Source organism: Clostridium sp. CMCC3677 (assembly GCF_023845585.1).
In the GTDB taxonomy this organism is placed as follows: Bacteria; Bacillota; Clostridia; order Clostridiales; family Clostridiaceae; genus Clostridium; species Clostridium aquiflavi.
In genome coordinates, this window is the sequence record NZ_JAMQHS010000006.1 from 60,072 (window position 1) to 73,202 (window position 13,131).

Annotated in this window: 14 protein-coding genes and 1 riboswitch; of the genes, 2 read left to right on the forward strand and 12 right to left on the reverse strand. The window is 25.5% G+C overall.

Features of this window, described 5'->3' with window-relative positions:
- Window positions 1–20: 20 nt before the first annotated feature.
- The 4 genes from NG901_RS08640 to trxA form a co-directional block, all read right to left on the reverse strand.
- Window positions 21–530, reverse strand: a complete 510-nt coding sequence (locus NG901_RS08640) for a metallophosphoesterase (RefSeq protein WP_252213645.1) — start codon at window positions 528–530, stop codon at window positions 21–23.
- Between the two features lie 68 nt (window positions 531–598).
- A riboswitch (M-box (ykoK) riboswitch) is annotated at window positions 599–749 on the reverse strand.
- 141 nt (window positions 750–890) lie between these two features.
- Window positions 891–1,550 (reverse strand): hypothetical protein, encoded by a 660-nt coding sequence (locus tag NG901_RS08645; RefSeq protein ID WP_252213647.1) that lies wholly within the window; start codon window positions 1,548–1,550, stop codon window positions 891–893.
- 270 nt (window positions 1,551–1,820) lie between these two features.
- On the reverse strand, window positions 1,821–3,125 hold the full coding sequence (locus NG901_RS08650; RefSeq protein ID WP_252213649.1) for a cytochrome c biogenesis protein/redoxin: 1,305 nt from the start codon (window positions 3,123–3,125) through the stop codon (window positions 1,821–1,823).
- 1 nt (window position 3,126) lies between these two features.
- Window positions 3,127–3,444, reverse strand: a complete 318-nt coding sequence (trxA, locus tag NG901_RS08655) for a thioredoxin (RefSeq protein WP_035785593.1) — start codon at window positions 3,442–3,444, stop codon at window positions 3,127–3,129.
- A gap of 297 nt (window positions 3,445–3,741) precedes the next feature.
- Between trxA and NG901_RS08660 the strand changes: the two genes are divergently transcribed.
- Entirely contained in the window at window positions 3,742–5,550 is a 1,809-nt protein-coding gene (locus NG901_RS08660) for a thiol-activated cytolysin family protein (RefSeq protein ID WP_252213651.1), read from the forward strand.
- Window positions 5,551–5,740: 190 nt separating this feature from the next.
- Here the strand turns inward: NG901_RS08660 and NG901_RS08665 are convergent, their stop codons facing one another.
- The 6 genes from NG901_RS08665 to NG901_RS08690 all read right to left on the reverse strand — a co-directional run bounded on the left by NG901_RS08665 (window position 5,741) and on the right by NG901_RS08690 (window position 10,113).
- Complete coding sequence (locus NG901_RS08665; RefSeq protein WP_252213653.1) at window positions 5,741–6,397, reverse strand: 4Fe-4S binding protein; 657 nt, start codon at window positions 6,395–6,397, stop codon at window positions 5,741–5,743.
- A gap of 515 nt (window positions 6,398–6,912) precedes the next feature.
- Window positions 6,913–7,932 (reverse strand): stalk domain-containing protein, encoded by a 1,020-nt coding sequence (locus NG901_RS08670; protein WP_252213656.1) that lies wholly within the window; start codon window positions 7,930–7,932, stop codon window positions 6,913–6,915.
- Between the two features lie 199 nt (window positions 7,933–8,131).
- Window positions 8,132–8,296, reverse strand: coding sequence for an aspartyl-phosphate phosphatase Spo0E family protein (locus NG901_RS08675; RefSeq protein WP_252213658.1), 165 nt, complete (start codon window positions 8,294–8,296; stop codon window positions 8,132–8,134).
- A 142-nt stretch (window positions 8,297–8,438) separates the two neighbouring features.
- Window positions 8,439–9,248: an EcsC family protein gene (locus NG901_RS08680; RefSeq protein ID WP_252213660.1), complete on the reverse strand. Its 810-nt coding sequence runs from the start codon at window positions 9,246–9,248 to the stop codon at window positions 8,439–8,441.
- A gap of 35 nt (window positions 9,249–9,283) precedes the next feature.
- Window positions 9,284–9,787 carry a GNAT family N-acetyltransferase gene (locus tag NG901_RS08685; protein ID WP_252213662.1) on the reverse strand — a complete coding sequence of 168 codons (504 nt, stop codon included), beginning with the start codon at window positions 9,785–9,787 and terminating at the stop codon, window positions 9,284–9,286.
- A gap of 98 nt (window positions 9,788–9,885) precedes the next feature.
- Window positions 9,886–10,113: a hypothetical protein gene (locus NG901_RS08690; RefSeq protein WP_252213664.1), complete on the reverse strand. Its 228-nt coding sequence runs from the start codon at window positions 10,111–10,113 to the stop codon at window positions 9,886–9,888.
- Window positions 10,114–10,581: 468 nt separating this feature from the next.
- Here NG901_RS08690 and NG901_RS08695 point away from each other — a divergent pair, with 468 nt between their 5' ends.
- The gene (locus tag NG901_RS08695) at window positions 10,582–11,058 is read left to right on the forward strand and encodes a hypothetical protein (RefSeq protein WP_252213666.1); all 477 of its coding nucleotides are present in this window, start codon (window positions 10,582–10,584) and stop codon (window positions 11,056–11,058) included.
- Between the two features lie 104 nt (window positions 11,059–11,162).
- Here NG901_RS08695 and NG901_RS08700 read toward each other — a convergent pair whose 3' ends face one another.
- Together NG901_RS08700 and NG901_RS08705 are read right to left on the reverse strand one after the other, a co-directional pair.
- Window positions 11,163–12,077: an EamA family transporter gene (locus NG901_RS08700; RefSeq protein WP_252213668.1), complete on the reverse strand. Its 915-nt coding sequence runs from the start codon at window positions 12,075–12,077 to the stop codon at window positions 11,163–11,165.
- Between the two features lie 332 nt (window positions 12,078–12,409).
- On the reverse strand, window positions 12,410–12,940 hold the full coding sequence (locus NG901_RS08705) for a hypothetical protein (protein WP_252213670.1): 531 nt from the start codon (window positions 12,938–12,940) through the stop codon (window positions 12,410–12,412).
- Window positions 12,941–13,131 lie beyond the last annotated feature (191 nt).

Consider the following 13,131-nt stretch of genomic DNA (forward strand, 5'->3'; position numbering starts at 1 on the left):
TTAAATATTCACCTATTAAGTTAAGAGAAAAGGTTCATCTTTTCTTTTATTTGTTCCCAAGAAATAGGAGTATAATTTATACGTTCTACACATGCACAAAATGATTGTTTTGAATAATCAACATACATTTCATTTCCATGTACATGACCATAAATATTGGCATAAGGCATATTTTTATTTAAATATAATGGTTTATGTGAAATCATCCAGAATTCATCCAAAATTATTGGATATTGATATACCTTCTTAAATCCGCATTCATAATAATATTCTTCTGAATTACTGTCATGATTGCCAACAATCAAGATCTTTTGCCCTTTTAATTTATTACATATCTCTGTAGTCTTTTCCTTAGGATAAAGAGAAAAATCACCTATCATAAAAACTGTATCATCATCTGTTACAACAGAATTCCATCTATTAATTAATTCTATATCCATTTCTTCTACATTAGCAAATGGTCTTTGTTCATAATCAATAATCTGACTATCTCCAAAATGAGTATCTCCTATAAAAAATATCTTTTTCATTGTATCTCCTTATAAAATAAAAATCCTCGCTCAGCTAAAAACTGAACGAGGACATAAAATACACGTTATAAATAAACCTTTCGTTAAAGCTTTAGCTTCATAGGGCAAATTAGAATACGCCTTAAAATCAACGTATCCTGCTAACCTTCTCATAGTGTCTCCACTACTCCGAGGCAGCAACCAGTATCCCTATGGTAACCTCACCTACTGATTCTTATTCAATTGTTATAATTTTTTTAATATTATATTAGTATATGTACCTGCATGAAATTTGTCAACAACTTTATTAGCAATTGGTTTCAATACTTCCCTTAACTTTATCTAATATTATTATTTGGGGAATATTTTCAATCTTTTACTTTATTTTTTATTTAGGCAACTTTGTATCATTTGTTGTGTTGGGCAAGTTCCTTGACAAGTTCCTTTACCATTAAATGAATTTTGACCTTCTATAACTTTAACGTTTGAACATTGATTTTCTGCACTAGTGCATCCGTTTGCTGAGTTTGTACAGTCAGTGTTACATTTGTTATCTGATCCATTTGCGCAAGAATTTGAACAATTATTTTCTGAATTTGTACAATCAGTGCTACATGTATTATCTGACGTGTTTGCACAAGAATTTGTGCAATTATTTGTAGATTTCGCTTCATTTTCACCTGAATTCACTGTAGCTTCATTACTAGTCTCAGGCACTGCTGTATTTGTAGATTCTGCTTTTTGATCATTAACTTCTGTATTAACTTCTGTATTAACTTCTGTATTACCTTTAGTAGCTTCATTACTTACCTTAGATGCTGCTGCATCTGTAGATTCTACTTTTTGATCATTAGCTTCTGGAATTACTTGATTAACTTCTGTATTTGCATCTTTAGACTCTGTATCCTCTTTAGTACCTTCAATTGCTTGTGTAGTTACTGCTTGTGCACTTACATTTCTAGTACAAGCAAAACTTGCTGTTCCTCCAATTAATAACGTACTAACTACAGATAAAATCACAATAAACTTCTTTTTATTCATGTTAATTCCCCTTTTAATTTAAATTTAGTAACTTAAAAAATTACTATTTTTAATTTTGAAGTTGTTACTTGTTTTATGTTCCTCAACTTCATGACCTTATTATAATTAAAAATTTCACTTAAATATATAGTTGATAATTGGACAATATAATATAAACTTCCTGTATATCCTTAGATTCTTTTTCAAAAATTGTTTGATTTTTCTTATAATTCCCTTAACCTTAAAACAAAATGTCCTATAGCTTATCTTAAATTTAATATTAATTTTTTTCTATCTATTTTCTTTAGTTTCATTTATTATGCTTTTCATTTGTTCCTTGCTTAAAGCACCATTTACATAGCCATAAACATTTCCATCTTTATCTATCATAAATGTAGTTGGTAAAGACATTATTCTATAATTATTAAATACCTCTCCACTCTCATCAAAAACTACTGGGAATGTATATCCCTGCTCATTTAAGAATTGTTTAATTCCTTCTATGTCCTTTTCTTCTCCACCTGGTTGAGCTAATCCTAAGATAATAACATCATCTTTATTATAATTAAATTCTTTATACAGCTCTTCTATATGAGGCATCTCCCTACGACATGGCGGACACCATGTTGCCCAGAAATTTAAAAATACAGTTTTACCTTTATAATCAGATAATTTATGAACATTTCCATACTGATCCTTTAACGTAAAATCAAATGATGGTTGCAAAGGTTCCTTTTCTATATCTTCATTACTTGAATTTGTACTATTAGAATTATTTCTTTCTTCTGATTCTTTAATATATTGTTCTTCTCTTTTAATTTCTTCTTTTTCTTCTGAGGTTAATTTAGTATTTTCATTACTTCCTACTTGATTTAAATAACCTGTAACATTATTTAACCATCCTGTAAAAGTCATTACTCCCATAATTATCATTAGGACTCCACCTATTTTTATTGTATACTTCATAACATTTTTATTATTTTTTATAAAATTTAAAGCTTGAGTTGTAAAAAGACCTAATATTAAAAATGGTATTACAAAGCCTAAGCAATATATTAAAACCAATAAATTTCCAATAGCTGCATCTTTAGCACTTGATGCAAGAATTAAAACTGATGATAATGCTGGACCAACACAAGGTGTCCATGCAAAGCTAAATGTAAATCCCATTATATAAGCTATTAAGGGATTTACCTTCTTTCCATTTAAGTTTATTTTTAATTTACGTTCTCTTTGCAAAAATTTAAATTCAAAAATTCCCATTTGAAATAAACCTAAAATAATTATTATAATTCCACTAATTTTAGTGAAAATCATTTTATTATTATTAAAAAATGTTCCTATTGTGGTAAATGAAATTCCTAATATGAAAAAAGCTGTTGAAATTCCTAGTACAAAAAATATAGTGTGAAATAATACTTTTTTTCTTTCATAAGTATATGTACCATCATTATTTTGTTTTTTAGCATTTCCTGCTAAATACCCAATGTAAAGTGGTATTAAAGGTAATACACAAGGGGATAGAAATGAAACTATCCCCTCAAAAAATACTAATAAATAACTCACATTACTTACAGAGGTTATTCCTTCAAACATTTTATAAATAAGCCTTTAATTTATTTGTTATATTTTCTTTTGGCATAAATCCAGTTAAGTTTTCTACTGCTTTTCCATCTTTAAATATTATCATTGTGGGAATAGAAAAAACTCCGTATTTTTGTGCTACTTCTCCACTTTCATCTACATCTAATTTAAACAATTTAGCCTTATCATTAAATTCGTTACTAACTTCTTCAAAGATAGGTGCTAACATCTTACATGGACCACACCAATTTGCAAAAAAGTCAACCACTACTACTCCCTTAGTATTTTCTACATTTTCCATAAATTCTCTGCTATTTATAATTTTAGCCATAATAAAGCCTCCTATCATATTTAAAACATATTATAATTGTATTTGTTAATTTTATTATACTTGTATTTCTATAATACTTAAGTGACTTAATCACATTAAATTACTATAAAATACTATATTTATTATTTTAATTATTAGTAGTAATGTTTAAAAATATATCGTCCTATAAAGCCTATGCAATATATTAATTGGTATTTATCCTCTGTTTTCTCTTTTTTTTCTAAAGTTTCTTGATTTTTGTCCGTATAAATAACCAGCACCAAATATTATAACTATACAAAAAAGGGGGAAAATTAAATGAAAACTACTAAAAAACTTCTTAAGTCATTTGCACAAGGATTATTAGCAGTTATGCTTATCAATGGATTTGCATATATTAGTGATTTTAAAACTAATAACAATGTTTTTCTATCAGGAATAACAGAAGATAATTCTGCAAAAGAAACTACAGATAAAAATGTGATTACTGAAAATATTAGTGATGAAACAAAAAATGTTGTATCAGATAATAAAACAGATAATAGTTTATCTGAAAAAAACGTATTAGATGAGGACACACAAACAGATGGTGACTTACTAAATACAGATTCTGTACAAGCTATTAACCCCATTACTATTAATCCTATAGTTGATCCTATCAAATCTATTGAGGAACCAATTATAGAAGATATACCTCTTATAAGAGATACTTTAAAAAATGAAATTAATGATATCGATAAAAATATCTATGGCTTATCATATAACCCTGATAAGATACTATCTTCAAAAGGTGAAAGCGTTGATAGCTTTGTGCCTGCTCAAGGTTTTGATACTCCAAATAAATATATTGTAGTAAAAAGAGAAAAGAAAAGTATATCTGACTCTACTGCAGATATTTCAATAATAGACTCAATTAACGATAGAACTTACCCTGGTGCTATTCAACTTGCAAATAGAAATCTTGTAGAAAACAAACCAGATATAATTTCTTGTAAAAGAAAACCAATAACTATAAGTGTTGACTTACCTGGAATGAGTGATGATGGTAGTAAAGTTGTTAATTCACCAACATACTCTACTGTAAATTCTTCAATAAATTCTCTATTAGATACTTGGAATACAAAATACGCATCTAAATATACTATTCCCACAAGAATGAGCTATACTGATGCTATGGTATATAGTAAATCTCAATTATCTACAATGTTTGGTTGCAATTTCAAAATTTTAGACAAAGCATTAAATATAGATTTCAATTCTATATTTAAAGGTGAAAAACAAGCTATGGTTGTTGCATATAAACAAATATTCTATACAGTTAGTGTAGATGCGCCTGAAAAACCTTCTGACTTATTTGGCGACAATGTACGCTTTGATGAATTAGCTTTAAAAGGTGTAGATAACGAAAATCCACCTGCATATGTTTCTAATGTAGCTTATGGTAGAACAATTTATGTAAAACTTGAAACTACATCTAAGAGTGCAAATGTTAAAGCAGCATTTAAAGCTTTAGTCTCTAACCAAGATATCAGTGGTAACACAGAATATGAAGATATCTTAGAGCAAAGTTCATTTACAGCTACAGTTCTTGGTGGTGGTGCTGAAGCCCATAACAAAGTAGTTACTAAAGATTTTAATGAAATACAAAATATAATACAAAACAATTCAGTATATAGTCCTAAAAATCCTGGCTATCCTATTTCATACACAAGTACATTCTTAAAAGATAATAGAATTGCTAGTGTAAATAATAAAACAGAGTATATTGAAACAACATCAACAGAATATACTAATGGTAAAATTGTTCTTGATCATAGTGGTGCTTATGTTGCTCAATTTGAAGTAACTTGGGATGAAGTTAGCTATGATAAAGATGGTAATGAAATAATAGAGCATAAGATTTGGTCTGGAAGTGATAAAGATAAAACTGCTCACTTTAATACAGAAATATATCTAAAAGGAAATGCTAGAAATATTTCCGTTAAAGCATGGGAGTGTACAGGCCTTGCATGGGAATGGTGGAGACAAGTTATAGATGCTCAAAATATCCCACTAGTAAAAGAAAGAACATTCTCAATATGGGGTACAACACTATATCCTAAAAAATCTGTTGAACCAGAAATTTAAATTTTAAAATTGGTGATATATACATAAACAAAATATCCTCAATGATTGTATATATCACCTCCTATTTTAAAACAAACTAAAATCTGACAAAAATAAAATAATAACACTTTTTATTAAACACCCAAAAATAAGGTTAAAATAAACTTAACTTACGTATAGTTTATTTTAACCTTTTATTTTAATTATATTTCTATTTTAATGTGATTTTATCATATCCTATTGCTTGTTTAGGGCATACTGTTACACATTGTCCACATTGTATGCAATCAGGATGACTTAAAATATCCCCCTTATATTCATAAGGAACTATTCCTAAAGGACATTTTTTTTCACATATTTTACAAGATACACATGAAGATGATACTTGCAATACTTTTTTGTTTTTCCTAAATTTTGATATAACTGATGCTATAGTTCCCATAGGACAAAAATGACACCAAGTTCTATGATTATAGAATAAAGATAATACTATTCCTATTAAAGTTGTTACAACGATCATTCTATAAAATACCATGCCAATACCATATAAATTTCCTAAGTTTTGTTTAATTCCTATACCAAACATAGACATCATAACAACAACTACTATTGCTCTAAAATAATAAGATTTTAAAAATTTAGGTACTTTTCTTTTATTGTTAAATTTAGAAACTACATTGTCATAAAAATTTCCTCTTGGACATAAATTACCACACCAAAATCTCCCCTTAGCAACAGAAACAATTATAGGTGCAACCATACATATAATAGCTAACAAAGCAAATCTTAAATCAATTAGTCCTAATATTATAAAAGCTATTAACATTATAAATGAATATTTTTTCCATAATTCTAAAAATTTTTTCACTAGAATTCCTCCCAATTTACATATTATATTAAATTAAAATTTCTATTTCATTGTGTACAGATCAGTTTATCTTTTTTCATTTTATTAGATAAACCTTTATTTTTCTGTAACTTTATCACATATTAAAAAACTTTTAATATATTGTTTTTTATATCTATTAAAATAGAAATTTATATTATTTTTAAAATAAACTATATATAAACAAAAAAATATAGTCTATGATACTAACAAATAGTTTTGTATCATAGACTATATTCTTGTAAACTTACATTCATATTATATTTTAGAAATTATTTATTTGTTTTTAATGTTTATTATTTATTTTAGAAATTTTTTATTTATTTTTTAATATTTATTTTGGAAATTGTAATCTTATTATACTAAATTTTTTATATACTGAATTTTTTATATACTTATTTTTTTATATACTTATTTTTATATAACCTGTGTTTTAACTGCTCATCCAAATTGTTTATGAATATTTGAACACAATACTAAAACACATCCTTATTAAACTATTCTACTACTACCTTAGCATTTTCAGCTAAGTTAAATAATTCTGAACTTACAAATATAGTATTATTTTTTACCATTGTTTTATTTCTTAAATAATACCCAGTATCTTCTGTTTCTAACATCTCGCTATCAATAGCTACAGTATAAGTTTTAAAACCTTCTTTTGTAATGTTAAGCATAGTTGTTTTATTAAAAGGTTTAACTTCATATCCAAGTTTTTTTGAAACTAAATTTAATGGAAGCATTAATGTTTCACCTTCCATAAATGGAGCTTCACTAGCTTTAAAATTAATATCTTCCCCATTAACACTTAACTTATCTGCAGAAGCTTTAATTAGTCCACTATATTCATAAGGCATAAGTAAGCACTTTTCTACATTTACCTTTTCTGGAAGCTGTAAAGTTTGAGGTTCATTTGGATTATACTTTGTCCATAAAAATATTTTTGATCCAACCTCAATATTATCCATAGTTACAATATTTCTTGTTAAGTAAGGAGATATATTCGTATCCTTATTTAATGTTGCTTGTAGTAATCCATCATCACTTGTAACAGTTATACTTCCATCATCATTTTTCTTTATATCCTGAACTTCCATATAATTAGGAACTTTAAAATCCTGGGGTATATTAACAATAATAGCTTCTGCCGTAGTTATAGGTGGTAAGCTCATTGTCATTATTGGGCTAGTATATGCATAAATATCATCATTTATATTTATATCATTAATAGCAACTGGTAATCCACTAACTGCATCTATTATCTTAGTTTCATCAGATATATTTAATATCATATCATTGTTCATGTTACTTGAATTTTTAATATGAATTTGCTTATTACCCTTCTCCTTTACGCTTCCCCATGCTGTTGAGAATTTTGGCATATTAAATACTTCTTGGCTTTCTGTTGCTGCCACATTATCTGATGTAGTTAGTACATTGGCAGATACATATTGTGGCACTCCCATAAGAACTGTTAAGGCTATAGCGCTTCCTAAAATTCTTTTTGTTATTTTCATTTTAATCATCTCCTTCACTTATAAAACAATTCTACTCAGGAAAATGTTGCACTTATTAGAAATTTATTATCAAAAAATTATTTTCTATTAAAAAATTATACTTAATATATTTTTTTGCAATAATATTTTCTCTATTTATGTACTTTAAGTTATAAATATATAAAAGGAGGAATAAGAAGTATTCCTCCCCTTTTTCACTTTACTTTTTTAGTTCTTTGAGTAATTTATTATACTCGTTTAGAACTTCATCAAGTTCTTGACTAGCTGCAATAACTTTAGGATTTAATAAATTGTTTTCTTCACTTATAAGTTTTTGCAAAGCTTGTCTTAATTTTAAGATTTTGTTATTCATTTCTTCAACCATTATAATATTACACCTCCTTTCGCTATTTAATTATCAGCGTCTGAAGGTCTCTTACTTTAAAATAAGACTGTGTTTTATAAAACATAATACAAATAAAAAGAACCCTATCCAATCAATAGAGTTCTTATATATACTTATTTAACTATTTAAGTTTTTTTAAATATCGCTTCTTATACTTAACTTTAGCTATCTTACTAATATCTTTTATAGTTTTATAATTAGTAAAACTACCTACAACACCGATTATAGGTAATCCTTGTATAAATTTGCTTGTCAGCATTGAAGATGCCATTTTTTTAGATGTTTCATTAATTAATTCGTCTACACTATGTTCTATTTTAATCCCATTATTTATTTGTTCTCCTACTTTATCAATCTCTTCAAGATATTTTCTTTTTTCTTCTCCTGTAGTCATAGCACTAGAAATAACGTTTAAAATATATATTCTTTCATCATCATTATCATAGTGGAAACCATATCCTAAGCTTATTTCATAAATAGTTTTTAATATAACCCCTATAAAAATTGGAATATCAGGTAAACCTATACCTAAAACTCCTAGTATTCCGCCTTCTAATACACCTATTGATTTATTTAAAAATACTTTTCTATTTGTTTTTTTATCAATTCTATTTATATTCTTTTTATTAGTTTGTATATTTACAGCATAATCATCTATATTAAACTCTTCATTTATTTTCTCTTTATCAAAACTTTTTTCAATAATTTTTACACCTTTTTTAAAAACAATATTAAAACCTTTTTCAAATGCTAATTGCAAAGTTTCTTCAAGTTTATCTGGAATTTTTTCTTCTAGCTTATTCTTATATGGTGATATTTTTTTATTTAAAAAGCTTTCTTTCTGTTCTACTAATAAATTTTCTTCTTTTTTACTAATAATTTTCAATTGTTTTGTTAAAACTTTTTCTTTTTTAGATAAAATTCTTTTCATAATTTTAATGCTCCCAATCAATATTAAATTTTATTTTATATTACCTTTTCAAAAGCTATTCTTTCACTTTTATCTTCTAAGTATATTATACCGCAATACTGAAAGTTATTCTTTTTAAGTAAATTTTGCATAGGTTTATTTTCTATATGTGTGTCTATTTTTATACTATGTATATCTTTATTTAAACAAATTTTTTCTATATTTTTAATAATTTTAGATGCTATCCCTTCCCCCTTATACATGTTATTTACAGCCATTCTATGAATAACCGCATATTTACAATTACTAATCCATTTGCCATCACAAATAGTATCATATGATTTTTCTTCATCAAAAGAAATTGCTACTGTAGCAACAATTTGTTTATCTTTTAAAAATACATATGAATAATCATTTTTAATATCTTCTTTTATTGTATCAATGTTAGGATAATTATTTTGCCACTGATTTATTTTTTGTTCTTTAAAATATATTTGTGCCTCATTAATAACTTTCATTATATTACTTATATCTTCTTCTATTGATTTTTTTAATTCCATATACACCCTTCTTTCATAAATAAAAATACATTTAAGTTGCTTTAAATTACTTAAATGTATTTTTACTTTCTAAATTATGTGATTATATTATAATATTTCTATTCTAAAAGTTCCAAAACTTTTTTACCATTAACATTGTGTTTACTGCAAAATTTCATAAATTCTTCATTATATTTTTCATCTGTCATATTAGCAGTCTTTGTAAATTTATCTATTTCTCCACTTTCTGATTTGAAAATACAATCTCCATAAGATGTTTTTCTAAATAATCCATTTTTCAAAATTACATCCACACATCCTAATTGTTTATTAACCATGTACTCCATTCTTCTTCCCCCTATTTTTATTGTAAATTTATCTTACAGCTAACATTTATTCATATCTTTTAATAAAGTATATACTAGTTCTAAAATTTTATTTACTAATAACATATAATTATTTTTAATATATATTTATAATCTCTCTTCTAAATTCAAATATATTCACTTTAATATCATTTTCCATTTATTGGTATAATAAAATATTTTAACACAACTAAATATTTTTACAAGTATAACAATTTGTAAAGAATATAAACATTATTCTTTAATATACAATATCATTGAAATCTTTTCTCTATTTCTATTCTACACTATATAACCTAAGAACAGTATAGATTAATAAAATCTATAATTTTTCAGGAAAATTTTGTAATAATGTATAAAGTTTCCTTAAACTAATTCGATAATATAAATATAATAATATTCTAAAATATAGCTTAATATTAAAAACTATTATAGAAAGAAAGTGTTTGTATGGAATTTATAAATATGAAAACTACCAATTCTAATATTGATAATTCTTTAAATATTAATAATAAATTGAATAAGCTTAAAGATTCCAATTTTGTTGACTTTCTAAATAAATCAAATAAAATAGTAAATCAATTAAAAACTCAAAACAATATATCTAATGAAGCAAAAACTGCTATATCAATTATAGAAAAAGCGCTAAATATTAATATAAGTAGTCATGATTATAAAAATAATGGTAAATTAGATATTATGGGTATTATAAGAAAACATGGTGATAAGCTTTCCACTAGAGATACTGCAGATTTTAAGGATAGTTTAATGGTTTTATTGAATCAAGGTTTAATTGAAAGTCATGATTATTTTGAAGCTATAAAATGGATTTCCTTAAAATCAAGCTTTAAAAAATTAGATGACAAATGTGAAGATGAATTAATTAAAAGTGTTGGTGAAATAGATAAAAAATCTGAATATAAATAATCATTAACTAACTTATTTATAAAAAAATAGTAGCTTCTAACTATTAGAAACTACTATTTTTATTTAATTTAAAACAGAACCTAATTTAAAATTAGTATTATATTTTATGACAAATTAGTATTAGGTTCCTTAGAAAATTTTATTGAATTGTTATTTTTTAAATTTACTAACTGTGGTAATGCAACCCCTATTAAAATTATTATAACTCCTACCCACTTTATCATAGAAACCTCTTCTTTTAGAATAACAATAGACGCTATAATAGCTACTGGTAATTCTCCTGCTCCAAGAATAGTTGATAGGCCTGTACTTAATTTAGGTGTCCCTATTGCAAAGAATAACACTGGTAATACAGCACCAAATATGCCTAATATAATTCCATATTTCCATATTCCTTGTGATAAACATCCATTAGAGAAATAGTTTGGACAAATAGCAAAGGCAACTAATAATGCTCCTGTTGTTACACAAAAGCTTCTATTAACTGATGGTATTTGAGTTTCCACTCTTCCACTAAAAAATACAAATAGAGAATATGAAAGCGCTGCCATAAGTCCAAATATTATTCCACTAAAGCTCCACTTAAAGTTATTACTATTAATTACCCCACTAGCTAATATAGTTCCAATAAATAATATTATAATAGATAATATTTTTATTTTTGATGGAAATTTCTTATCTACTATGGATTCAATCAATACTCCAATCCATGTAAATTGAAATAATAGTACAACAGCAAATGATGCTGGAATACTTTCAAGAGATAAGTAATAAAAAACAGTTGTTGCACATGTACTTATTCCGATTAATGCAAGTGAAATGAACTGTTTTATCGTAATATTTCTTCTAGATGAGATTAGCATTATGATTAACATAGTTAACCATCCAAATAAAAATTGACTCATAACAACATCTTTAAATACAAACCCATCATTATATGCTAATTTTACTAGTGTCGATAATACTCCATAACAACAAGCTCCTAAAAATACAAATAAAGAACTTTTAAATAAATTCATAATAAACTCCTTTTTTAATTTCAGTAATATAAAATAATTACTTTAAATTTTTATCATTAACGTATAACTAATTATGTAAATGTGTATATTCATCTCCTTTCATAAAGAATAAAAAAAGCCATATATTCTCCCGTTTTGAAACCAAAAAACTGAAAAATATATGGCCATTAGGCAATAATTATTTAATTACTTGGCTCTGTTTTTAAACATAGCCTATTATTTAAATTATAATATTAATATATATTTTTTTCAAGCATTTATATTAATACTCTTCCATTGTTTTTGTAATCATTTACAGAATGTAATTACTTTAAATACACATTTAATATCATTTATTCATCGTAACTTAAATTAGTATGAATAAATGATATAACTTTAAATATCCTATACTTTTCTTTTATAGTAAACTCTTGAACTTTTTCTTCTCCTCCCCACAGCTTTACATTAACTTTTAACTCATTGTTATTATTGCTATAAATAATAACTTCACCAATTATATTGTTAAACTTCATTAAATCTATTACTTTTTTATTAAATTCTTCATATGAATTCTTAGCAAATTCTGCTTTCACATCCTTAGGTAAATTATGTGCAAGTATTTCTTTAACTGTATCCATATTGTCCTTAATTTCATTTGTTACTATATAATTTATCTTATCTTCTATATTTTCAGTTTTAACTTTTTCCTCATTTATATTTTCTTCTAATGCCATCATATCTTGCTTTATAGCATTCATTTCACCAATCACTATGTTGATTCTTTTAGTTAATTCACCACTTGCCTTAATTATTTTACTAAATTCCTCTATATTATCTTTTTCCTGTTTTAAAATTGAATAGAAATCAGAAACCTTTTTATCCATTACTCTACACCCTAACTTTACTTATTTTTAAGATCATATTTTAAAGATAAGCTATGTCTTAAATATGTATTGACATATTAAATTAATACCTCTCACTTTGCTGATGTATATATTATTTTGCTAAAGCATTAACTAAATACATTATCAATTTGCACTAACTAATATCAAATATAAAATTCGATTCAAACTAC